The sequence below is a fragment of the Pseudomonas californiensis genome, from assembly GCF_021147775.1.
Classification (GTDB): Bacteria; Pseudomonadota; Gammaproteobacteria; order Pseudomonadales; family Pseudomonadaceae; genus Aquipseudomonas; species Aquipseudomonas californiensis.
Genome location: NZ_JAGTPK010000044.1, coordinates 1 through 23,225, shown reverse-complemented (window position 1 = coordinate 23,225; position 23,225 = coordinate 1). Strand labels below are relative to the sequence as shown.

Here is a 23,225-nt window from a genome sequence, read left to right as displayed (position 1 = left end):
CCTCAAACGCCCTAAGGTCTCGAAAGTCTTGTTCTCGTAAGCAGGGGAGCGAACCAATTGACCACCTGGATCAACATGAACACGCCGAATACAGCCAGCGGCGCCAATGGCTTCACACCTGCAAACGTCAATGCGAAAAGCACTGCCGTAAAAATCAGTTTGCCAGCCTCGCCGGCATAAAAAGACCGGACAATGGCTTGCGCTGCTCTGGCCCCGGAAAACCGGAATGCCTTGTGAGCAAAGTATAAATTGGGCAGCCATGCTATCAGGCCTCCGCAGAGACCCGAGTATCCGGCTACGACTCCGTGCCACTGCCACAGCGCCAATGCGGCTATGAGCAGGACAATCAATTGAGCCAGCAAAATCGGAAAAACCGCCAGACGATGGAACGGCAAGCGGTCTGGCATGCGGGATTCCATCACAACTGCTCCTCTCGTGTCGGTCGCCATAATCAATAACTTGGCATAATTTGTGCCGACAAAATGCGCGCAGAGTATAGGGGCGGTTCAGCCCCTATTCAACAGTCGGGTAGTGATTTCCGACTATACGCTACAGAGCAATTGTTTCAGCTGATGTGTGCGAGCACACCTTGAAGCTCGTCGAGCGAGTTATAACGGATCACCAACTGACCCTTTCCCTTCTGCCCATGACGAATCTGCACCGCAGAGCCCAGACGCTCGGCCAGACGCTGTTCGAGCCGACTGATGTCCGGATCGGTTTTGACAGGCTCGGCAGTCGCTTCCTTGCCACTGAGCCACTGCCTGACCAGTGCTTCGGTCTGACGCACGGTCAGACCACGTGCGACAACGTGTCGCGCTCCTTCAACCTGACGATCTTCCGCCAGACCGAGCAATGCACGTGCATGGCCCATTTCGAGATCGCCATGGGACAGCATGGTCTTGATCACTTCAGGCAATGCGATCAGACGTAACAGGTTGGCCACGCTCACCCGAGACTTGCCAACGGCGTCAGCAACCTGCTGCTGGGTCAGCTGGAACTCCTGCTGCAAACGCTGCAACGCCATGGCTTCTTCGATCGGATTGAGATCTTCGCGCTGGATGTTCTCGATCAACGCCATCGCGATCGCGGTTTCGTCCGGAACATCACGAACCATGGCCGGAATGGTTTCAACGCCGGCCTGCTGGCTGGCACGCCAGCGACGTTCACCGGCAATGATCTCAAACCGGTTATCACCGATCGGACGGACCACGATCGGCTGCATCACACCCTGAGCCTTGATCGACTGGGCCAGCTCTTCGAGTGCTTGCGGATCCATGTCACGGCGCGGCTGATACTTGCCGCGCTGGATCAGGTCCAGCGGCACATGCTGCAACTCGCGCGGCGGGGCCTTGACGGCCTGCTCTTCCAGCGAACTGACGGTTGGACTGCTCAGAAGTGCGTCCAACCCACGTCCGAGACCTCGTTTCTTGACGGCCATGGGAATTCCTTAGGTTGGCTGAGCGGCTTTCGCACCGCGACGTTGACGACGGACCAGTTCACTGGCCAACGCCAGATACGCCAAGGCGCCACGCGACGATTTGTCATACGCCAGAACCGGCATGCCGAAACTCGGCGCTTCGGCCAGCCTGATGTTTCTCGGGATCACGGTGTCATACAGCTGCTCGCCGAAGTGTTCCTTGAGCTGCGCCGACACATCGTTGATCAGGCTCAGCCGCGGATCATACATCGTACGCAGCAGCCCTTCGATCTTCAGCTGCGGATTGAGCAATTCGCCAATACGCTTGATGTTATCCACAAGGTCACTCAGGCCCTCGAGTGCAAAGTACTCGCACTGCATGGGGATAATCACCCCATCGGAGGCGACCAGAGCGTTGAGCGTCAGCATCGACAGCGACGGTGGGCAGTCGATGAGAATGTAATCGTAGTTTTCACGGATCGGCGCCAGCGCATTGCGCAGGCGGCTCTCTTTCATCTGCATTTCCAGCAGAACGACTTCGCCGGCCGTCAGGTCGCGGTTGGCCGGGAGCAGCTGATATCCGCCATGTTCGGAAAACTGCATGGCCTCTGCCAGATCGCATTCACCGATCAGCAGGTCATAGACCGAGTTTTCCAGATTGTGTTTATCCACACCGCTGCCCATCGTCGCGTTGCCCTGAGGGTCGAGATCGATCAGCAGCACCCGTCGCTTGGTCGCAACCAGAGACGCGGCGAGGTTGATGCACGTGGTGGTCTTGCCTACCCCACCTTTTTGGTTCGCTATCGCGAATACCTTAGCCATTATTGCTTGTGTTCCCAGTCATGCCGTGCGGCGCAGTATCAGCAGATGGCGTTGGCCTTGGCAACCTGGAACGGTCAAGGCTTGTGCGCTATCGAGGTGAAAATCTGTGGGCAATGCTACCAGCTCATCAGCAGGATGCAGCCCTTTCATCGCCAGCCAGCGTGTATCGGTGTCGCCCATATGGCGAGTCCATCCAGCGAAGTCTTCCAGACTGCTGAACGCACGGGAAATGATTCCGTTGAACGGTACCTCAGGCTGATACGCTTCCGCCCGGCTGTGGATAACTTCAAGGTTGTCCAGTTTCAGCTCCAGTTTGACCTGGGTCTGGAAGCGGGTTTTCTTGCCGTTGCTGTCCAGAAGCGTGACTTTCATGTCCGGAAACATGATGGCCATCGGTATACCGGGCATTCCTCCACCGCTGCCGACGTCCATCCAGCGTGCGCCTTCGATGAAGGGCACCACGCTGAGGCTGTCGAGCAGATGTCGGGAAACCATCTCGTCGGGGTTGCGTACAGCGGTCAGGTTGTAGGCCTTGTTCCATTTTATCAACAGGGCCAGGTAGGCCAGCAGCTGATCGTGCTGAACCTGAGTCAGTTCGATACCCAAATCCCGGGCGCCGGTGGATAACTCTTGGGCGTGTTGCGGGGTGACCATAGAACTCAAGCGCTTTGCTCCAACTGACGGCCCGCGCCGCGTTTTTTCAGATGAATCATCAACAGCGAAATCGCCGCGGGTGTGACGCCCGGGATGCGCGAAGCCTGGCCCAGGGTTTCAGGACGAGTTATCCCCAGCTTGCCTTGAATTTCTTTCGACAGGCCGGAAATGCCGGCGTAGTCGATGTCTTCTGGCAGGCGGGTATCTTCGCTGGCACGCAGCCTGGCGATTTCGTCTTGCTGACGATCGATGTAACCGGCGTATTTGGTCTTGATCTCGACCTGCTCAGACACTTGCGGGTCGCTGCAGCCCTGCCCCGTGATTGCGATCAGGCTGGTGTAATCGACTTCCGGCCGGGTCAGCAGGTTGAGCAGATTGTATTCGTGAGTCAGCGGCGTACCAAAATGCGCGGCAATTGCATCACCTTGCTCGGTTCCCGGGCGAACCCAGGTGCTTTTCAGCCGTTGCTCTTCGAGTTCGATGTTCTCGCGCTTGGTGCAGAACGCAGCCCAACGTGCATCGTCGACCAGGCCCAGCTCGCGGCCTTTTTCGGTCAGACGCAAATCAGCGTTGTCTTCACGCAGGATCAGTCGGTATTCGGCCCGGGAAGTGAACATCCGGTAAGGCTCTTGGGTACCGAGTGTAATCAAGTCGTCGACCAGCACACCTATGTACGCTTCATCGCGACGGGGGCACCAGCTGTCCTTGCCCTGTGCACGAAGTGCTGCGTTGGTTCCGGCCAGTAAACCTTGTGCGCCTGCTTCTTCGTAACCGGTGGTGCCATTGATCTGACCTGCGAAGAACAGACCGCCAATGACTTTGGTTTCCAGGCTGTACTTCAGATCACGCGGGTCGAAATAGTCATATTCGATGGCATAGCCAGGACGCACGATGTGAGCGTTTTCCATCCCGCGAATCGAGCGGACAATCTGCAACTGCACGTCGAAGGGCAGCGATGTGGAAATACCGTTCGGGTACAGCTCGTGCGTGGTCAGGCCTTCGGGCTCGATGAAGACCTGATGGCTTTCCTTGTCGGCAAAACGATGAATCTTGTCTTCGATCGACGGGCAGTAACGCGGGCCGATACCTTCGATCACACCTGAATACATCGGCGACCGATCAAGGTTGGACGCAATGATTTCATGTGTGCGGGCGTTGGTGTGTGTGATCCAGCAACTGACCTGCCGCGGATGTTGTTCCCTGGAGCCCAGGAACGACATGACCGGGATGGGTGTGTCGCCCGGTTGCTCGGTCATGACCGAAAAATCCACAGAACGCCCATCGATACGCGGCGGTGTCCCGGTTTTCAGTCGGCCTACCCGTAACGGCAACTCACGCAGTCGATGTGCAAGCGAGATAGACGGCGGATCGCCCGCTCGCCCGCCCGAATAATTCTGCATGCCGATGTGGATAAGTCCGCCCAGGAACGTACCAGTGGTCAGTACGACAGCATCGGCCATGAAACGCAGACCCATCTGTGTGACCACGCCTTTGACTTGATCCTGTTCAACAATCAGGTCATCGCACGCTTGTTGAAATATCCACAGATTCGGCTGGTTTTCCAGCGTTTCACGGATAGCTGCCTTGTACAGCACACGGTCCGCCTGGGCACGGGTTGCCCGCACAGCAGGGCCTTTGCGGCTGTTCAACACGCGAAACTGAATACCGCCCTTATCGGTGGCCATTGCCATCGCGCCGCCAAGGGCATCGATTTCCTTGACCAGATGGCTCTTGCCGATGCCACCGATAGCGGGGTTGCAGCTCATTTGGCCGAGTGTTTCCACGTTATGCGTCAACAGCAGGGTTTTGACACCCATGCGTGCCGACGCAAGTGCGGCCTCGGTACCGGCATGACCGCCACCGATGACGATCACTTCAAAACGGGAAGGGAAATCCACCACGCACCTCGTGCCTGTTGTCGATGGGAAATTGGGATAGCTGACAAGTATAGGGACTTACCCCACCTGAATGAAACCCGTTGCACAAAATTTAACCAGCTGTGGAAAACTCTCAGATAAAGAAAATAAAAAGGAAAGAAAGTTTATAAAGCCTTGTTTTTATGTTTATTCTTACTGAGCCGCCTTTCTGTGGATAGATCTCTACAGACCAATATATTCAATGTGTACAGAGATTTTAAAGTCTGTGGTCATGTGCCAATAAGGGGCTTGGATAACCGCCTTGAGCCTGTGGATTAAAGTGCTACTTGTCCACAGGGCAGGTTATCTTCAGTTTTCAACCCCGGTTATCAACCGAGCTGAGGCGGGGTTATGCACAGGGCTTATTTCGAGAAAAAACGATCTTTCGCACTCTTTTTTCTCCGAATGAGCGTTTATTGGTGCCGGTCGCCCTATCAAAACAAGCGTCGGTCAGTGGTAAATCCACAGACAAACGCTATTGTCGCGGGCGTCAACAAAAGCTAATAATAGCTATTATCATTAACTCGACCCTGTCTTCATGTCCTCTCAACCTCATACGGCTGCGGTCGAAGTGATTTATCAGGAGCATCATTCCTGGCTCCAGAGCTGGCTAAGAAGCAGACTCTCCAGCGCGTGCGATGCCGCAGACATTGCCCATGACACGTTTGTGCGCCTGTTGAGCGCTCGCAGTGACGCTGCTATCAGAGAGCCACGGCATTACCTGGCCACGGTTGCGCGCGGTCTGGTTATTGATCGATACCGTCGTCGTGCAATAGAACTGGCCTACCTCGAGACGCTGTCTTCGCGGCCCGAAGTGACGGCAATCAGCGAAGAAGAAAAGGCTTTGATCATTGAAACGTTGATCGCTGTGGATAAAACTCTGGCAAGTCTTGGCCCGCGCGCACAACGTATTTTCATGATGAGCCAGGTAGACGGGATGACTTATCAACAGGTCGCCACAACGCTTGATCTTTCACTGACCACGGTGAAGAAGCACATGGTCCGGGCTTTGACTGAGTGCTCGATACTGATGACCTCTCTCTGATGGCCATGCAACCAGACAGAAAGGTGTTCGAGACAGCCGCCTACTGGTATGTCCAGTTTCAGTCCGAAGCACCGACGCCGTCCCAGCAGCGGGCCTGGTCAAGCTGGCTCAACAGCGATCCTGCGCATCAGATGGCCTGGAATCAGATGGAGCAGTTGCAGCGCAGCATCGGCGGGATGCCCAAGGACCTGACTCGGCGAGCGCTTTCCGACACACAGCGGCGTCGCCAGATGCTCAAATTGTTGGCGTTGCTGCCTGTGCTTGGCTATGCCGGTTGGAGCGTTCAACGCAACACCAGCATCGGTAATGTCTGGGCGGATTACCACACACGCACAGGACAACGTCGCCACATTGAGCTGGTGGACGGGACTCAGCTCGATCTCAACACGGATACCGCTGTCGACGTTCAATTCGACCCTCAGCAGCGCCTCGTCCGCCTGCGTGCTGGAGAAATACTGATCCGTACTGGCAAACAAGGTGATCCACGGCCTTTTTTTGTCGAGAGCCACGAGGGACGCGTTCAAGCACTTGGCACCTGCTTCTCGGTTCGCCAGCAGACAGGTCGTACGCATGTCGGTGTATTAGAGGATCAGGTCAGCATTCAGCCGGATCGGGCTGTGGATAAATACTCTGTGTTGAACGCTGGGCAAAGCGCAGACTTTGACATTCATCACGTTGGGACTATTGGATCCTTCCGCCAGACCCAAGTGGCGTGGTCTGCAGGGCAACTGATTGTTCTCGATGCGCGGCTGGGTGACGTGGTGGATGAGCTGGCTCGCTATCGTCCTGGCATCATGCAGTGTGATGAACGGGCAGCCGATTTACGTGTGTCGGGCACCTTTCGCCTCGACTCTATGGATTCTGTGTTGGTCAATTTGCAGGCTTCGCTGCCTATACGTGTCCATTACTTCACTCGCTATTGGGTGTCCGTCAGACATTCCGGATAGCTGTGCACAAAAATAGTTACCCACAGGGTTATCTTTTTTAAATGTGAAACGGCCCTACAGATAATCGCGATAACGCGGCTAATGGCTACTCTCAGGGCTTACAACAATGCGACCAGCATCCATTCCGCTTCATCTTCGTCAGCATTTTTTTCGGCATTGCCTCTCTTGTCATCTGTTATTGGGTGCCACAGTCATAAGCCCGCTGATCGCAGGCAATGCTGTTGCTGACACGGTGACGCAACGTTACGCCATAGCCGCTGGCCCGCTCGATGATGCGCTGAGCCAGTTCGCCTCTGCGGCAAATGTCACCCTGTCATTTTCTCCCTCCCAAACTGCCAGGCTCAGTTCGCCGGGGCTGCAGGGAAATTATTCGGTCGATCAAGGTTTCGCTGTGTTGCTCAAAGGCTCGGGCCTGCAGATCGTGAATCAGGGTCCCGGCAGCTATACCTTGCAGGCAATACCCGCCAGCGGCTCCATGATATTGGGCGATACGACTATCAGCAGCACTCGCCCGGACAGTTTCGCTCAAGACAGCCTTGGCGACGCCGGTTACAAAGCTGAACGCAGCCGTGCCGGCACCAAAACAAGTACGTCGCTGGCTGAAACACCGCGTTCTGTTTCAGTTGTCACGAGCCAGCGCATCAACGATCAAAAAGCCCAGACCCTCACGGAAGTATTGGGCTATGTACCTGGAATCTTCGCCCCGCCCTTTGCTGCAGGCGACAGTCTGGCTGGCGACCTGTTTTTCATCAGGGGTTTCAACGCAACAGATTATGGCTACGGACTTATGCGCGACGGGCTGCGCGTGCAGGGCAACCGCTATGACACCACGTCCGAAACCTACGGTCTTGAACGCGTGGAAGTGTTCCGCGGTCCGTCTTCGATTCTGTACGGCGAGAACGCGCCAGGCGGTCTGGTAAATCTGGTCAGTAAACGCCCAACTGCAACCCCGCGCGGCGAGCTGCAACTGAGCTATGGGTCAAACAACAGACGCCAGTTGGCTGTGGATATCTCTGGCCCTCTGAATGACGAAGGCAATATTCAGGGCCGCGTTGTCATGCTGGGCCGAAATGCTGATACACAGGTCGATCACGTGCCGGATGATCGGGTATACATAGCGCCCTCCCTGACCTTGAATTTCGACGACTACAACTCGTTGACCCTGCTGAGCAATTATCAGAAAGACCACACCAACATGGAGCTGGGACTGCCTGCGGCCGGCACGTTGCTGCACAACCCCGGCGGCAAGCTGGATAAGGACACCATGCTCGGTGTGCCAGACTGGAATACCTTCGAGCGTGAAACCTGGAGCCTGGGTTACGAATTTATCCACAGCTTCAATGAAGATTGGCAGTTCCGTCAGAACTCCCGGTACATGCAATCGCGCATTACCCGTCACGAAACCTGGCCTGGCAGTCTCAATAATGCTGGCTTCGGCAACCTGCTCAACGTCACAGCTTATGATCGCTATAACAAGTCCATGGTGTACTCGCTGGATAACCAATTAGAAGGTAAATTCCAGACCGGCGGGTTCGAGAACACCGTTCTGTTCGGCGCCAGCCATGACCGCACTTCGTTCAGTCAGGATTGGGACGCGGGGTTTGCAGGTCAGATCAATATCTACGATCCGGTTTACAGCCGTGATCCTGTGACCTCCATCGCAGTCCAGAACACCTTGCTTGAGCAACAGATGCAAGGCGTCTACCTGCAACTGCAAAGCCGCTATGACCAGTGGATATTCCTGCTCGGAGGCCGTCAGGACTGGGTCGGCAGCGATTTCCGCAACAAGCTGGCGCCTGTGAGCGACCTGGAGATGAGTGACCGCAAGTTCACCTATCAGGGCGGCGTCATGTACCAGTTCGACAACGGCATCACTCCGTATGTCAGCTACTCGACGGCGTTTGTCCCGGTGCAGCAGATCTCCAATGGCGGTGCGCCCCTGGACCCAATCACCAGCTCGCAATATGAAGTGGGTTTGAAATATGAACCCGCAGGCTGGAATACCTCGATCACGGCCTCGGTTTACGACCTGCGCAAACAGGATGACACTTACCTCGACGCCACCACATCGACCTATCGCCAAGTGGGTGAAAGTCGTTCCAAGGGGGCAGAGCTCGAGATCAATAGCGATATCAATCGTCATCTGAGCCTGACAGCTGCGTATTCGTACACCGACGCGCGAGTGACCAAGGATGCGCCTGGCTCTCTGATCGAAGGCCATCAGATCACCGGCGTACCGCGCAATCAGGCCTCGCTCTGGGCCAAATACCGGTTTCTGGACGGCCCTCTCGGTGCGTTTTACGTAGGCGGCGGTGTACGCTATTTCGACAGTACGTTCGCGTACACACCCAATGCGCTCTACGGAAAACTGGATGCTGGGGATGTGACGCTGGTGGATGCGGCAGTCGGTTACCAGATCGATAAAAACTGGTCGCTGGACGTAAACGCCAAGAACCTGTTCGACAAGGAATACGTCGCAGGCTGCAATGATGCCGGTCGCTGCTATTGGGGGGACAGCCGGACCTTGCTGGGGACGGTTTCTTACAACTGGTAAGGAAATATGGAAAGGGCGCGTCTTGCGCCCTCTCCAACAGGTTTACTTGCCGATACAGAAGCTGGAAAAAATCCTGCCCAGCAGATCATCCGAACTGAAGGCTCCGGTAATTTCGCCCAGAGACTGTTGCGCCTGACGCAGATCCTCGGCCAACAATTCGCCCGCTCCAGCAAGCGTCAGCTGCGCCCTGCCGTGTTCAAGCGAGTCACTGGCGTGACCGAGTGCCTCAAGGTGACGCCTGCGCGCACTGAAGCTGCTTTCCGAGGTCTGTTCATAGCCCATGCAGGCCTTGAGGTGTTCACGCAACAGCTCGAGCCCTTCCCCACCGGATCGGGCACTCAAGCTGATGGTCACGTGACCGTCCTGGCTGGTTTCCAACGCAATCGCGTCGCCACTCAGATCAGCCTTGTTACGGATCAACGTGACTTTCGCAGGGTCTGGTCGCTGTTCGAGAAACTCAGGCCATAACGCGAAGGGATCACTCGCTTCAGGCGCCGTGGCATCAACCACCAGCAGAATCCGGTCAGCTTCAGCGATTGCTTTGACGGCACGCTGTACCCCGATCATCTCTACCTGGTCCTGGGTGTCTCGCAGGCCCGCCGTATCCACCACGTGCAAGGGCATGCCATCGATATGGATATGTTCACGTAAAACGTCTCGCGTCGTGCCGGCAATCTCGGTAACGATGGCCGCTTCACGTCCAGCCAGCGCATTGAGCAGGCTTGATTTGCCGGCGTTAGGACGGCCAGCAATCACTACCGTCATGCCGTCGCGCAACAAAGCGCCCTGTCCGGCTTCGCGCAAGACTGTGGATAACTCAAGGCGGACATCGTCGAGCATACTCAGCACATGACCGTCGGCCAGAAAGTCGATTTCTTCCTCCGGAAAGTCGATGGCTGCTTCAACGTAGATGCGCAGGCTGATCAATTTGTCAGTCAAGTTATGCACACGTTGCGAAAAAGCGCCCTGCAATGAGCGAAGTGCGTTGCGGGCTGCTTGTGCAGAACTTGCTTCGATCAGGTCGGCGATGGCTTCAGCCTGCGCGAGGTCGAGCTTGTCGTTGAGAAAGGCACGTTCGCTGAACTCGCCCGGGCGCGCCAGTCGGCTACCCAACTGCAGGCAGCGCTGCAACAGCATGTCCATGACGATTGGGCCGCCATGGCCTTGCAGCTCCAGTACGTCTTCGCCGGTAAATGAGTTAGGGCCAGGAAAATATAGTGCGATGCCTTCGTCGAGCACCTGCCCGGCACCGTCCTCGAACGGCCCGTAATGAGCAAACCGAGGTTTGGGCGTTCTGCCGATAATGGCTTCGGCGGTCTTGCTCGCCAGCGGGCCTGACACGCGCACGATTCCTACACCGCCTCGTCCTTGAGCAGTGGCAATAGCGGCGATGGTTTCACGAGGGACGTTCATGGTCCTGCTCCTGGACAACTGACAGATAGCAAAACGCCCCACGAGGGGGCGTTCTGTGCAACGTGTTCACAGGTTAGATCAGGCGGCAGCTTTCTTGGTAGCCGCTTCGATCTTGCGAGTGATATACGCCTGCTGCGCGATCGACAGGGTGTTGTTCACAACCCAGTACAGAACCAGACCAGCAGGGAACCACAGGAAGAAGAACGTGAAGATGATTGGCATCATTTTCATGACCTTGGCCTGCATCGGATCCGGCGGAGTCGGGTTCAGACGCTGCTGGATAAACATGGTAGCGCCCATGATGATCGGCAGGATGAAGAACGGGTCTTTGATGGAAAGGTCGGTTATCCACAGGATCCATGGAGCCTGACGCATTTCCACGCTTTCCAGGAGAACCCAGTACAGCGAAAGGAATACTGGCATTTGCACAAGAATCGGCAAGCATCCACCCAACGGGTTGATCTTCTCTTTCTTGTACAACTCCATCATCGCCTGGGACATCTTCTGGCGATCGTCGCCATGCTGTTCCTTCAGGATTGCAAGCTTTGGAGCCACAGCGCGCATGCGAGCCATGGATTTGTAGCTGGCGGCGGACAATGGGAAGAACAGACCCTTGATCAGCATGGTCAGGAAGATGATCGACCAGCCCCAGTTACCGACAATGGCGTGGATATGTTGCAGCAACCAGAAAATCGGCTGGGCAATGAACCACAGAATGCCGTAGTCGACGGTCAGTTCCAGACCTGGGGATAACTCTTTGAGTACCGCCTGGCTTTTCGGACCTGCGTACAACGTGGCGCTGGTTTCACCTTGCGCACCCGGTGCGACGGTCAGGGTCGGGCTGGTGAAGCCAATGATGTAGTTGCCCTGGCTGTCTTTGCGGGTCTGAACGGCATTGCTCGCATTGTGATCCGGGATCCACGCAGTCACGAAGTAGTGTTGCAACCATGCAACCCAACCACCTTGAACGTTTTCCTTGATCTGGCCCTTGTCGATATCTTTCATCGACACTTTCTTGTACGGCTCGGCTGCAGTCCAGAGTGCGGCACCCAGATAGGTGGCGGTACCGGTTGCGGTCGTCGACGATGGATCGGAGCTGGCGTCGCGCTTCAATTGCGCGAACAGGCTGCCGGACCACGGTTGAGCGCTCTGGTTATCCACAATCTGAGTGACAACCAGGTCGTACAGGCCGCGCTTGAACGTAAAGCGCTTGATGTAGTTGACGCCGTTGTCCGAGAACTTCAGATCAACAACCATCGAATCCTGGCCGTCAGCCAGTTGATAGGTCTTTTGCGCGGACGTGTAAACCGGACGACCTGAAGGACGCGAATCGGGACCGTTGGCGCCGATCAGGCCACTTTGTGCAAGAAACGTACGTTCGCCGCCGTTATCAAACAGCTGGAAAGGAACGTCTGGACGATCCTGACGACGTGGATACAGAGGCAAACGAAGCTGAACGACGTCACCACCCACCGGATCAATCGCCAGATCGAGCACGTCGGTCTTGACGTGGATAAGGTCTTTGCTGGCTACGGCCGGCGTTTCAAGAGGCGCCGCATTCGTATTGTTTGCGGCAACGCTTGGTACATCGGAATTAGCAGAACCATTATTACCAACAGCCGTATCCGGAATGCCCGGTGCGGTGTTGCTGGCTGCAACATTCTGGGTCGGCATGGCAGCCTGGCCGTAGTCTTGGTTCCATTTCAGAACCCCGACGTAGGTCACGATTGCCAGGGCGACGATCAGGATCGTGCGTTTAATATCCATGATTACTCGGCCATCGAAGAAGAACGGGAGGTGGGGACAGGCGGAACCGGGTCAAAACCACCGGGATTCCACGGATGACAGCGACCCAGGCGACGAATAGTCAGCCAGCCGCCGCGCAAAAGGCCATGATTATCGATGGCTTCATACGCGTAGCAGGAGCAACTGGGGTAGAAACGACAGTGGCTGGCCATCAGCGGGCTAATGGCATAGCGATAGAACTGGATCGGAACGAGCGCCAGTTTACGCATCTGGACTGTCTACCCCTACAGGCTCTGATTTTGGTTCTGGAGCAGGTTGGCTACGTGCCAGACGTTTCCAGAGCTTGCCGAAATGCTGAATAAGTTCAGGGTTTTCTACATCACCCAAACCTTTACGCGCGACGATAACGATATCCCAACCGACCAAACTGTCTTGGTGTTGGCGAAATGATTCGCGCATCAGGCGTTTCAAGCGATTGCGCTCAACGGAAAGCTTCACGCTCTTTTTACCTATCACAAGCCCCAGACGGGGATGATCAAGGTCGTTGTTGCGCGCAAGGAGCAGGAGATTTTTCCCCGGAACCTTGCCGGTAGGGGAGTCAAAGACTGCCTTGAAATGCCGGGGAGTCAGCAAACGCTTTTCCCGACTGAAGTCTCGACTCACCTCCTGTGCCGATTTATCAAACTGCCAGACGCTTACGGCCTTTGGCGCGACGACGCGAAAGAACTGCACGGCCGTTTTTGGTGGCCATACGTGCACGGAAACCGTGGGTGCGGGCGCGCTTGATAGTGCTGGGTTGGAAAGTACGTTTCATGGCGTGTTACCTGGTTCGTCCACTACGGGCCGGAATGGCCCCCGTTTTAAGAGACCGGGGATTCTAGAGAAAGCGGGCTCGCAGGTCAATTTCCAACCAGCTTTTCCTTCATTTACTTCTTTAGGGGTCATTTGTCGGTTTTCACCTGCCTGTCCCGGACACGCGTTCAACCCTCAGCTATAGAAATAAAAAGAGAGACTATTTAAAGCTTCTTTATAAAGCTTGTTATTCTTACGTAGCCAGTATCTGTGGATAAAACGCTGAAGGCCATGTTTTATAAGGTGTACAGAGATCTGAAAGTCTGTCGAGAAGCGGTGGCCTGTCTGTGCTGCGCTGTCGGAAAAGCTGTGTATGGAATGGCATTTTATCCACAGGCGCTTTATCCACAGATTTCAACCCCCACTTATGCAACGAGCTGAGGCCGGGTTATCCACAGGGCTTATGCACATACCGTTTGTCGCTTCATGGAGTCGTGAATCACTGATTTATAGGTGTTTGTGAGCAACCTACATGTGGATAAGTCAGCCTCGGGTCGTTACAATGGCGGTTGTTTTTGCCTCACCGGCTTTCAACTTAGGGGATATCCGTGTCAGTGGAACTTTGGCAGCAATGCGTGGAGCTGTTGCGCGATGAGCTGCCTGCCCAGCAATTCAACACTTGGATCCGTCCGCTACAGGTCGAAGCTGAAGGCGACGAGTTGCGTGTGTACGCACCGAACCGCTTTGTTCTCGATTGGGTCAACGAAAAATATCTGGGCCGTCTGCTCGAACTTCTTGGCGAACACGGCCAAGGGCTCGCTCCTGCGCTTTCCTTATTAATAGGAAGCAAACGTAGCTCCGCGCCGCGTGCTGCACCTAACGCCCCATTGGCTGCGGCCGCCTCTCAGGCGTTGTCCGCCAATTCGGTCAGCAGTGTGTCGTCCCCTGCTCCGGTAGCGACGCCAGCCGCGCCTGCTGCATCGCCGTCGCCTGTGCAGAGTGCACCGGCCCATGACGAGCCTTCGCGTGACAGCTTCGATCCCATGGCGGGCGCCAGCTCTCAGCAGGCACCTGCTCGTGCAGAACAGCGTACCGTCCAGGTTGAGGGCGCGCTCAAGCACACCAGTTATCTGAATCGCACGTTTACCTTCGAGAATTTTGTCGAAGGCAAATCCAACCAGCTCGCACGCGCTGCGGCCTGGCAAGTGGCTGACAACCCCAAGCATGGCTACAACCCGCTGTTTCTTTATGGCGGTGTAGGTCTGGGTAAAACCCACTTGATGCACGCTGTAGGCAACCACCTGCTCAAGAAGAACCCGAACGCAAAGGTTGTGTACCTGCATTCGGAGCGCTTCGTGGCCGACATGGTCAAAGCCTTGCAGCTCAATGCGATCAACGAATTCAAGCGGTTCTATCGCTCTGTGGACGCACTGCTGATCGATGACATTCAATTCTTTGCCCGCAAGGAACGTTCGCAGGAAGAGTTTTTCCACACGTTCAACGCCTTGCTGGAAGGCGGACAGCAGGTCATTCTGACCAGCGACCGTTATCCGAAAGAAATCGAAGGTCTCGAAGAACGCCTCAAGTCCCGCTTCGGCTGGGGCCTGACTGTCGCAGTCGAGCCACCTGAGCTCGAAACACGTGTCGCGATCCTCATGAAGAAGGCAGACCAGGCCAAGGTGGATCTGCCACACGACGCCGCGTTCTTCATTGCTCAGCGCATTCGTTCCAACGTTCGTGAACTGGAGGGTGCGCTCAAGCGGGTTATCGCCCACTCCCACTTCATGGGCCGTGACATCACCATCGAGTTGATTCGCGAATCGCTGAAAGACCTGCTCGCGCTGCAAGACAAACTGGTGAGTGTGGATAACATTCAGCGCACCGTTGCCGAGTACTACAAGATCAAGATTTCTGATCTGCTGTCCAAGCGTCGGTCCCGTTCTGTGGCTCGGCCTCGTCAGGTGGCGATGGCGTTGTCCAAAGAACTGACCAACCACAGTCTGCCGGAAATTGGCGACGTGTTTGGTGGTCGTGACCACACCACCGTTTTGCACGCTTGCCGAAAGATCAACGAACTCAAGGAATCCGACGCGGATATCCGTGAGGACTACAAGAACCTGCTGCGCACTCTGACTACGTGATGACGCCAGTGCAGCTTATTAAGGCAAGGGACTAGACCATGCATTTCACCATTCAACGCGAAGCCTTGTTGAAACCCCTGCAATTGGTCGCCGGCGTGGTTGAACGCCGCCAGACCTTGCCGGTGCTGTCCAACGTGCTTCTGGTCGTCGAAGGTCAGCAGCTGTCGCTGACGGGTACCGACCTGGAAGTGGAGCTGGTTGGCCGTGTTCAACTGGAAGAGCCTGCCGAGCCAGGCGAAATCACTGTGCCAGCGCGCAAGCTGATGGACATCTGCAAAAGCCTGCCCAACGACGCGCTGATCGACATCAAGGTCGATGACGCCAAGCTGGTGGTCAAGGCCGGACGCAGTCGCTTCACATTGTCGACCTTGCCTGCCAACGATTTCCCGACGGTCGAAGAAGGCCCGGGTTCGCTGACGTTCAATCTGGTCCAGAGCAAACTGCGCCGCTTGATCGAGCGCACCAGCTTTGCAATGGCCCAGCAGGACGTGCGTTATTACCTTAACGGCATGCTGCTGGAAGTCAGCGCCGGTGTCCTGCGCGCAGTGGCCACTGACGGTCACCGTCTGGCGATGTGCTCGATGGCTGCGGATATCGAACACGCCGACCGCCATCAGGTCATCGTCCCGCGTAAAGGTATTCTGGAAATGGCGCGTCTGCTTACCGAGCAGGAAGGCATGGTCAGCATCGTTCTGGGTCAACATCACATCCGTGCGACCACCGGTGAATTCACGTTCACCTCCAAACTGGTCGACGGCAAATTCCCGGACTACGAACGTGTGCTGCCTAAAGGCGGTGACAAGTTGGTGTTGGGCGATCGTCAGGCGCTGCGTGAAGCCTTCAGCCGGACCGCAATTTTGTCGAACGAGAAGTACCGTGGCATCCGTCTGCAGCTGGCCAACGGTCAGTTGAAGATTCAGGCGAACAACCCTGAGCAGGAAGAGGCGGAAGAGGAAATCGGCGTTGAATACAACGGCGGTTCTCTGGAGATTGGTTTCAACGTGAGCTACCTGCTTGACGTGTTGGGTGTCATGACAACAGAGCAGGTTCGCCTGATTCTGTCCGACTCCAACAGCAGTGCACTGGTGCAAGAGTCGGATAACGATGACTCTGCCTACGTTGTCATGCCGATGCGTCTGTAATCCATGCACAGCGAAACCTGATGTCTCTCAGCCGCATCTCGGTCACCGGGGTGCGCAATCTGCACCCGGTGACCCTTTCCCCTTCCCCGCGAATCAATATTCTTTACGGTGCCAACGGCAGCGGCAAAACCAGCGTGCTGGAGGCCATCCATCTGCTGGGCATCGCCCGCTCGTTTCGCAGCAGCCGTCTGCTTCCCGTCATTCAATACGAACAACCCGCGTGTACCGTGTTTGGCCAAGTTGATCTGGCACAAGGCGGCCATAGCAATCTGGGTGTTTCACGCGACCGACAGGGCGAGTTTCAGATCCGTATTGATGGTCAGAATGCACGCAGTGCAGCTCAGTTGGCTGAAATACTGCCTTTGCAGTTGATCAACCCTGACAGCTTCAGACTGTTGGAAGGTGCGCCCAAGATTCGCAGACAGTTCCTGGATTGGGGAGTGTTCCACGTGGAACCTCGCTTCATGGCCACTTGGCAGCGCCTGCAGAAGGCCCTGAGGCAGCGGAACTCGTGGCTTCGGCATGGTACACTTGACGCCGCTTCGCAGGCGGCGTGGGACCGAGAGCTGTGCCTGGCGAGCGACGAAATCGATGAGTTTCGCCGCGCTTATATCAAAGCGCTCAAGCCAGTTTTTGAACAGACCTTGAGTGAGCTGGTTGAGCTTGAAGGTTTGACTCTGAGTTATTACCGGGGATGGGACAAGGAAAAAGAGCTAAGTACTGTGCTCGCCTCCTCCCTGAACCGGGATCAGCAAATGGGCCATACGCAAGCCGGACCACAACGTGCTGATCTGCGCCTTAGATTAGGCGCACACAACGCGGCGGACATCTTGTCCCGCGGTCAGCAGAAGTTGGTGGTGTGTGCACTGCGTATTGCCCAAGGTCACCTCGTCAGCCAAGTGCGTCGAGGCCAGTGTATATATCTGGTGGATGACTTGCCGTCCGAACTGGACGATAACCATCGCCAAGCGCTTTGCCGTTTGCTGGAAGAATTACGCTGCCAGGTATTTATCACCTGTGTAGATCAAGAATTTTTGAGGGAGGGCTGGCAGACGGAAACGCCAGTCGCTTTGTTCCACGTGGAACAAGGCCGTATCACCCAGACCCACGACCATCGGGAGTGATTGCATGAGCGAAAACCAAACGTACGACTCGTCCAGCATTAAAGTGCTGAAAGGACTTGATGCCGTACGCAAGCGTCCCGGAATGTACATCGGTGATACAGACGACGGTAGCGGTCTGCATCACATGGTATTCGAAGTGGTTGATAACTCGATCGACGAAGCTCTGGCTGGCCATTGCGACGACATCAGCATCATCATCCACCCGGACGAATCGATCACCGTACGCGACAACGGTCGCGGTATTCCGGTGGACGTTCACAAAGAAGAAGGCGTGTCAGCGGCCGAGGTCATCATGACCGTGCTGCACGCAGGCGGTAAGTTCGATGACAACTCCTACAAAGTATCCGGCGGTTTGCACGGTGTAGGTGTTTCCGTAGTTAACGCCTTGTCCGAACTGCTGTTGCTGACAGTTCGCCGTAGCGGCAAGATCTGGGAACAGACCTACGTTCACGGTGTGCCACAAGAGCCGATGAAAATCGTCGGTGAGAGCGACAGCACCGGTACGCAGATCCACTTCAAACCGTCGGCTGACACGTTCAAGAATATCCACTTCAGCTGGGACATCCTGGCCAAGCGGATTCGTGAATTGTCGTTCCTCAACTCCGGTGTGGGCATCGTTCTTAAAGACGAGCGCAGCGGCAAAGAGGAGCTGTTCAAGTATGAAGGCGGTTTGCGCGCATTCGTTGAGTACCTGAACACCAACAAGACGCCGGTGAACGAAGTGTTCCACTTCAACATCCAGCGTGACGACGGTATTGGCGTCGAGATCGCACTGCAGTGGAACGACAGCTTCAACGAGAACCTGTTGTGCTTCACCAACAACATCCCGCAGCGCGATGGTGGTACTCACCTGGTGGGCTTCCGCTCAGCGCTGACGCGTAACCTGAACAACTACATCGAGCAGGAAGGTCTGGCCAAAAAGCACAAAGTCGCCACAACAGGTGATGATGCGCGCGAAGGTCTGACTGCGATCATTTCGGTGAAAGTGCCTGATCCGAAGTTCAGCTCGCAGACCAAAGACAAGCTGGTCTCGTCCGAAGTCAAAACCGCAGTTGAACAAGAGATGGGTAAATACTTCTCTGACTTCCTGCTGGAAAACCCGAACGAAGCCAAGGCCGTTGTCGGCAAGATGATCGACGCTGCCCGCGCTCGTGAGGCTGCGCGTAAAGCCCGCGAGATGACCCGCCGCAAAGGTGCGCTGGACATCGCCGGTCTGCCAGGCAAGCTTGCTGACTGCCAAGAGAAAGACCCTGCCCTCTCCGAACTGTACCTGGTGGAAGGGGACTCTGCTGGCGGTTCAGCCAAGCAGGGACGTAACCGTAAGACCCAGGCCATCCTGCCCCTCAAAGGCAAGATCCTGAACGTTGAAAAAGCGCGCTTCGACAAGATGATCTCTTCGCAGGAAGTGGGCACCTTGATCACTGCGCTTGGCTGTGGCATCGGCCGTGAAGAGTACAACATCGACAAGTTGCGTTATCACAACATCATCATCATGACCGATGCTGACGTCGACGGTTCCCACATCCGTACGCTGCTGCTGACCTTCTTCTTCCGTCAGCTGCCAGAGCTGATCGAGCGTGGCTACATCTACATCGCTCAGCCACCGTTGTACAAGGTCAAGAAAGGCAAGCAAGAGCAGTACATCAAAGACGACGAGGCCATGGAAGAGTACATGACCCAGTCGGCTCTGGAAGATGCCAGCCTGCACCTCAGCGATTCGGCACCGGGCATTTCCGGCGAGTCGCTTGAGCGCCTGGTCAACGATTTCCGCATGGTCATGAAAACCCTCAAGCGTCTGTCGCGCCTGTACCCTCAGGAGCTGACTGAGCACTTTGTATACCTGCCGCCGATCACGCTGGAACAGCTTTCGGATCACGCAGGCATGCAAGCCTGGCTGGCCCTTTTCGATGCGCGTCTGCGTAGCGGCGAGAAGTCCGGTCTGGTGTACAAAGCCAGCCTGCGCGAAGACCGTGAACGTAACGTCTGGCTGCCAGAGGTCGAACTGATCTCCCACGGCCTGTCGAACTACGTCACGTTCAACCGCGACTTCTTTGGCAGCAACGACTACAAGACCGTCACTGCACTCGGCGCGCAAATCAGCACGCTGCTGGAAGAAGGCGCTTACGTGCAACGTGGCGAGCGCAAGAAGCCTGTCACCGAGTTCAAGGAAGCGCTCGCCTGGCTGATGGCCGAAAGCACCAAGCGTCACACCATCCAGCGCTATAAAGGTCTTGGCGAAATGAACCCGGATCAGCTCTGGGAAACCACGATGGACCCAAGTGTGCGTCGCATGTTGAAGGTCACCATCGAGGACGCAATCGGTGCCGACCAGATCTTCAACACCCTGATGGGTGATGCGGTCGAGCCCCGCCGTGACTTCATCGAGAGTAATGCGTTGGCAGTGTCCAACCTCGACTTCTGATGAAGACAGTTGTGGCGCTCAGCAAAGAAAGCTTGAGCGCCACAGCTTCAAACGATTGAACCGAAAGGCCAATACGAAAGTATTGGCCTTTTTGTTTGAGTGACCGCTTGGGAGCGAAGTCGTTTATGACCTCAGTCCAGGGCACACGATGGCGTTACCTACTGTCGAGCGGTCAGGCAGGTCTGCTGCATCCGACCTGCAATCATCCTGGCGTATACCGCCATCTATCGCGCGAACGCTACAGCCCTGATCACTGATTTGCGTCTTGCCAATCATTCGATGAGACAAAAACTATCGGCGCCAATCTCGTCCTTGGGACTGCGAGCCGTGCGGCAGCTGTTGCGACGCCATCAAAACCCTTCGCGTGCCTCAAGCCTGTCGGCGGTTTCCAGCCTTTCAGGGCAAGCAGCAATGACAACAACTGGAAGCCGATGAGAAGTAATACGCAGCCCTGCCAGCCCCCAATGACTCCAGATCATCGCGGGTGCGATTGCACCCAGGCTGCGTCCGAGGTAATAGCTCGTCAGGTACAGCCCAACCGCTTGCGCTTTTTAACGACCCGCTCGGGCAGTGATAAACGCATTGGCGGATGCCTGCGCAAGAACCACGCCCGCTGAACCAAGGGCAAGGCCCAAGACGATCATCCATAACAAGGACCACAAGGTCAGCAGTGGGCCAAATATTCCGAGCGCTACGGCGCCTGCCAGCATTTCATATTGCGGCCGCGATTTACTCAAACGTCCGGCAATCGGAGTGACCACCAGAGCCAGCAAGAACACTGTGTAGGTAGTGCCCGGTGGTGTTACAGGCCCGAGGACGAACGAGTTATTGTCCAGATTGGAGATGGACGCATTGTTGGCCGCTGCTGCGCCTGACGGATCGCTCATGGCCGCAATGCCGGTCACTAAGGTGCTGACGATATTGCGTTTGGCTTCGCTCTTGGCATTGGCTTGTGTGCAGGGGTTTCGCTGGGCAGCTCTGACCGCTTGACCAAGCACATGCGCAACCCAGAATCGACTGTGCTACCAGTTCGAAGCGATTTCATGCATGCCGATGGAAGAGCAAGATTTGGTATGGGGCCTGCTCGATGCAGTCTCGCACGCCAACTCAACCTCGTGCTCCGCTTCATTGAACAACGCCATTTGAGGCATTGCCGGATCGACGGCCTGCTCTGATTTTCGGCCAAACAGGCGCTGCCTTAGCAATGCAACTTGTTCTTCGAGCACGCCCATCCTGGACTGCAGCTTCGCAAGCATCTGCTTGAGCAATTCAGGATCATCAGGAAGGTTGTCGGGCACGAAATTCATGCCCTGGATTATACCGAATCAGGCCACGAATCGCGGCGTCAAAACTTGATGGGGACGGTTACGCCAGAGGTCAAAACCGTCGAGCATCCATTCGAGTTCCTGAACGGTCAGGACAATTGCTTCGTCGGTCACATCGGGCGATGTTTTGAAACGCTCAGACTCCAGGCGCTTGAGCCAAAGGCAGAAGCCGTTTCGCTCCCAGTACAAGATCTTCACGCGGTTACGCGGCTTGTTGAGGAAAACAAAAAGGACTGGGTCAAACACCGCGACCTTGATATCCAGCTCGACTAACGCAGCTAGGCCATCAATGGATTTTCGAAAGTCGACGGGCTTGGGGTAGGGATAGACTTTTTCGACTTTTGCATCGGGTCGCATCATGGCGAACGGGCTCCTGAGAGAATCGGGAGCACAGCATCGAGCATCAGATGAGCGCTTGGAATGTGGGTTCATGGAGCGCTTACGAATTATCACCGTGCCACGCTCGTAGTCGATAGCGCTCCAGCTCAGGCCAATCAACTCCATGCGGCGCATGCCGGTGCTGTAGAGGGTTTCCAGCATCGCCCTGTCTCGGATGCCGGTCGAGGTTTGGGTGTCCGGCACGTTGAGGATGCGTTCGGCTTCGTTGCTGCTGAGGACGTGTTTCGGCAAACGCTGTTCCATCCTCGGTAGATCGAGGTCAGAAGCCTGGTTGTACAGGATTCGGTTGGTTTTGGTCAGCCACTTAGCAGACCATCCAAACCTATGAGTCCGGTAAGCGGCGGATTCAGGTAGCGGCGCTGCCTGAACTGGCCCGACTGCTTGCAACCACACTCGAAGAGCTGTTTGGTCAGCAGCAGGAAACCACTGTGCGTAAGCGTGGACCTGCTCCAAAATGGCAACAGCAACTGGAAGCTATCGACCAGCTACCCAAGAGTCAGCAGAAATTTGTTGCGCAGATGCTGGATGCCTTGATTGCTCAGGCCACGACCAAGGCAAGCAGCGAAGGAAGAGAGATTTTGCAGTAAGCAGATAAAACAACACCGGCCCGAGGCCGGTGTCAGTGGAACAAGGTCATTGCAGATCAGTTGGGTAGATGATCCATGTTATCAAGCAACAAACCAATTTTTTGAAGCAAACCAGCTACAAACTCACGATCTGCACCGATCCGCGTCTCAAATTCGAACACATCTACCCCGTTACATATTTCATTTAAAGCCGCATTCAAGACCAAAAGCTCATCTCGATTAAGGCTAACATTCGCCAAATTGCGCAAAGAGCTAATCATCTCCACAGTAACTACCTCAAACCATCAAAGTAAGCTTGCCCATTCACGGGACGGAATGCAGTGCCGCCATCAATTGCTTTAGGGTTCCTAATAACGACCGTACCACTGACATTATCCCAGTAAGCAGTTCGCCCACCACTTAGCTCACGAAATGAGCTTGGGTTATTAACGACGCTTTCAATATGCGAGGCAAACTGCTCGCGAGTAGTTATGCCCAAAGCCTCATATTCGCCCTGCTGAACTACATGCTTTTCAAATGCATGGCCGCCAGATATCTCTTGCCCTGTAAGTTGCCCACGAAGCTTCGCGGCATTCGCTAGGCTTGTTGCCTCACCTGCGCCTTTTGCACCAGCAATCCTCTCCTCAGCCTGCTTCTGCTGAGCCAGCTTACCCCCGTCCTTGGGGATGAGGTTGCCTTCGGAATCAGGAAATTGCAAATCACCCGTAGGGCTGCGGACTTCGAAGTTGCCGGTTTTTGTGTTCAGTACGCGTGTGTAGCCTTCCGGCAGATCCGCTTGC

At 55.6% G+C, this 23,225-nt stretch carries 20 protein-coding genes and 3 pseudogenes; 8 read left to right on the top strand and 15 right to left on the bottom strand.

Annotated elements, in window-relative coordinates; genetic code table 11:
- Window positions 1-11: 11 nt before the first annotated feature.
- From KDX37_RS25985 to mnmG, 5 genes are all read right to left on the bottom strand, one after another.
- Window positions 12-419 (bottom strand): F0F1 ATP synthase subunit I, encoded by a 408-nt coding sequence (locus KDX37_RS25985; RefSeq protein WP_231656036.1) that lies wholly within the window; start codon window positions 417-419, stop codon window positions 12-14.
- Between the two features lie 146 nt (window positions 420-565).
- The gene (locus KDX37_RS25980) at window positions 566-1,438 is read right to left on the bottom strand and encodes a ParB/RepB/Spo0J family partition protein (protein WP_231656035.1); all 873 of its coding nucleotides are present in this window, start codon (window positions 1,436-1,438) and stop codon (window positions 566-568) included.
- Between the two features lie 9 nt (window positions 1,439-1,447).
- Window positions 1,448-2,239, bottom strand: coding sequence for a ParA family protein (locus KDX37_RS25975; protein ID WP_231656033.1), 792 nt, complete (start codon window positions 2,237-2,239; stop codon window positions 1,448-1,450).
- 18 nt (window positions 2,240-2,257) lie between these two features.
- Window positions 2,258-2,902 carry a 16S rRNA (guanine(527)-N(7))-methyltransferase RsmG gene (rsmG, locus tag KDX37_RS25970; RefSeq protein WP_231656031.1) on the bottom strand — a complete coding sequence of 215 codons (645 nt, stop codon included), beginning with the start codon at window positions 2,900-2,902 and terminating at the stop codon, window positions 2,258-2,260.
- Entirely contained in the window at window positions 2,899-4,791 is a 1,893-nt protein-coding gene (mnmG, locus tag KDX37_RS25965) for a tRNA uridine-5-carboxymethylaminomethyl(34) synthesis enzyme MnmG (RefSeq protein WP_231656029.1), read from the bottom strand. The genes rsmG and mnmG overlap by 4 nt, the downstream gene beginning before the upstream one ends.
- Before the next feature lie 556 nt (window positions 4,792-5,347).
- Here mnmG and KDX37_RS25960 point away from each other — a divergent pair.
- The 3 genes from KDX37_RS25960 (at window position 5,348) to KDX37_RS25950 (ending at window position 9,355) form a co-directional block, all read left to right on the top strand.
- Window positions 5,348-5,854 (top strand): sigma-70 family RNA polymerase sigma factor, encoded by a 507-nt coding sequence (locus tag KDX37_RS25960; protein WP_231656027.1) that lies wholly within the window; start codon window positions 5,348-5,350, stop codon window positions 5,852-5,854.
- Window positions 5,854-6,801, top strand: coding sequence for a FecR domain-containing protein (locus tag KDX37_RS25955; protein WP_231656025.1), 948 nt, complete (start codon window positions 5,854-5,856; stop codon window positions 6,799-6,801). Before KDX37_RS25960 ends, KDX37_RS25955 begins: the two co-directional genes overlap by 1 nt.
- Window positions 6,802-6,907: 106 nt before the next feature.
- Window positions 6,908-9,355: a TonB-dependent siderophore receptor gene (locus tag KDX37_RS25950; protein ID WP_231656023.1), complete on the top strand. Its 2,448-nt coding sequence runs from the start codon at window positions 6,908-6,910 to the stop codon at window positions 9,353-9,355.
- A 42-nt stretch (window positions 9,356-9,397) separates the two neighbouring features.
- Here the strand turns inward: KDX37_RS25950 and mnmE are convergent, their stop codons facing one another.
- The 5 genes from mnmE to rpmH all read right to left on the bottom strand — a co-directional run bounded on the left by mnmE (window position 9,398) and on the right by rpmH (window position 13,328).
- Window positions 9,398-10,768, bottom strand: coding sequence for a tRNA uridine-5-carboxymethylaminomethyl(34) synthesis GTPase MnmE (mnmE, locus tag KDX37_RS25945; protein ID WP_231656021.1), 1,371 nt, complete (start codon window positions 10,766-10,768; stop codon window positions 9,398-9,400).
- Between the two features lie 78 nt (window positions 10,769-10,846).
- Window positions 10,847-12,535 carry a membrane protein insertase YidC gene (gene yidC / locus KDX37_RS25940; protein ID WP_231656019.1) on the bottom strand — a complete coding sequence of 563 codons (1,689 nt, stop codon included), beginning with the start codon at window positions 12,533-12,535 and terminating at the stop codon, window positions 10,847-10,849.
- Between the two features lie 2 nt (window positions 12,536-12,537).
- Window positions 12,538-12,783: a membrane protein insertion efficiency factor YidD gene (gene yidD / locus KDX37_RS25935; protein ID WP_231656018.1), complete on the bottom strand. Its 246-nt coding sequence runs from the start codon at window positions 12,781-12,783 to the stop codon at window positions 12,538-12,540.
- Window positions 12,776-13,177, bottom strand: a complete 402-nt coding sequence (gene rnpA, locus KDX37_RS25930; protein WP_231656016.1) for a ribonuclease P protein component — start codon at window positions 13,175-13,177, stop codon at window positions 12,776-12,778. Before rnpA ends, yidD begins: the two co-directional genes overlap by 8 nt.
- Window positions 13,178-13,193: 16 nt before the next feature.
- A complete protein-coding gene (gene rpmH, locus KDX37_RS25925; RefSeq protein WP_002551315.1) occupies window positions 13,194-13,328 on the bottom strand; it encodes a 50S ribosomal protein L34 in 135 nt (44 codons plus the stop codon).
- 586 nt (window positions 13,329-13,914) lie between these two features.
- On the opposite strand from rpmH, the gene dnaA reads away from it, so the two are divergent.
- Genes dnaA through gyrB form a run of 4 tightly spaced genes read left to right on the top strand, consistent with a single transcriptional unit; the run spans window position 13,915 to window position 20,135 of the window.
- Window positions 13,915-15,447, top strand: coding sequence for a chromosomal replication initiator protein DnaA (gene dnaA, locus KDX37_RS25920; RefSeq protein ID WP_231656014.1), 1,533 nt, complete (start codon window positions 13,915-13,917; stop codon window positions 15,445-15,447).
- A gap of 38 nt (window positions 15,448-15,485) precedes the next feature.
- A complete protein-coding gene (dnaN, locus tag KDX37_RS25915; protein ID WP_231656012.1) occupies window positions 15,486-16,589 on the top strand; it encodes a DNA polymerase III subunit beta in 1,104 nt (367 codons plus the stop codon).
- A gap of 20 nt (window positions 16,590-16,609) precedes the next feature.
- Window positions 16,610-17,713, top strand: a complete 1,104-nt coding sequence (gene recF, locus KDX37_RS25910; protein WP_231656010.1) for a DNA replication/repair protein RecF — start codon at window positions 16,610-16,612, stop codon at window positions 17,711-17,713.
- Window positions 17,714-17,717: 4 nt separating this feature from the next.
- On the top strand, window positions 17,718-20,135 hold the full coding sequence (gene gyrB, locus KDX37_RS25905; protein ID WP_231656009.1) for a DNA topoisomerase (ATP-hydrolyzing) subunit B: 2,418 nt from the start codon (window positions 17,718-17,720) through the stop codon (window positions 20,133-20,135).
- Window positions 20,136-20,385: 250 nt separating this feature from the next.
- Here the strand turns inward: gyrB and KDX37_RS25900 are convergent.
- The 3 genes and pseudogenes from KDX37_RS25900 to tnpB all read right to left on the bottom strand — a co-directional run.
- Window positions 20,386-20,929: pseudogene (locus KDX37_RS25900) on the bottom strand (MFS transporter); the annotation flags it as partial.
- A gap of 297 nt (window positions 20,930-21,226) precedes the next feature.
- Window positions 21,227-21,442, bottom strand: a pseudogene (locus KDX37_RS25895) (transposase domain-containing protein); the annotation flags it as partial.
- A gap of 18 nt (window positions 21,443-21,460) precedes the next feature.
- On the bottom strand, window positions 21,461-22,102 hold the full coding sequence (gene tnpB / locus KDX37_RS25890; protein ID WP_231656007.1) for an IS66 family insertion sequence element accessory protein TnpB: 642 nt from the start codon (window positions 22,100-22,102) through the stop codon (window positions 21,461-21,463).
- Window positions 22,103-22,287: 185 nt separating this feature from the next.
- Between tnpB and KDX37_RS25885 the strand changes: the two genes are divergently transcribed.
- Window positions 22,288-22,446, top strand: coding sequence for a hypothetical protein (locus KDX37_RS25885; RefSeq protein ID WP_231656005.1), 159 nt, complete (start codon window positions 22,288-22,290; stop codon window positions 22,444-22,446).
- A 56-nt stretch (window positions 22,447-22,502) separates the two neighbouring features.
- Here the strand turns inward: KDX37_RS25885 and KDX37_RS25880 are convergent, their stop codons facing one another.
- Both KDX37_RS25880 and KDX37_RS25875 read right to left on the bottom strand, forming a co-directional pair.
- Window positions 22,503-22,712 (bottom strand): hypothetical protein, encoded by a 210-nt coding sequence (locus tag KDX37_RS25880; RefSeq protein ID WP_231656003.1) that lies wholly within the window; start codon window positions 22,710-22,712, stop codon window positions 22,503-22,505.
- Between the two features lie 5 nt (window positions 22,713-22,717).
- Window positions 22,718-23,225: pseudogene (locus tag KDX37_RS25875) on the bottom strand (hypothetical protein); the annotation flags it as partial.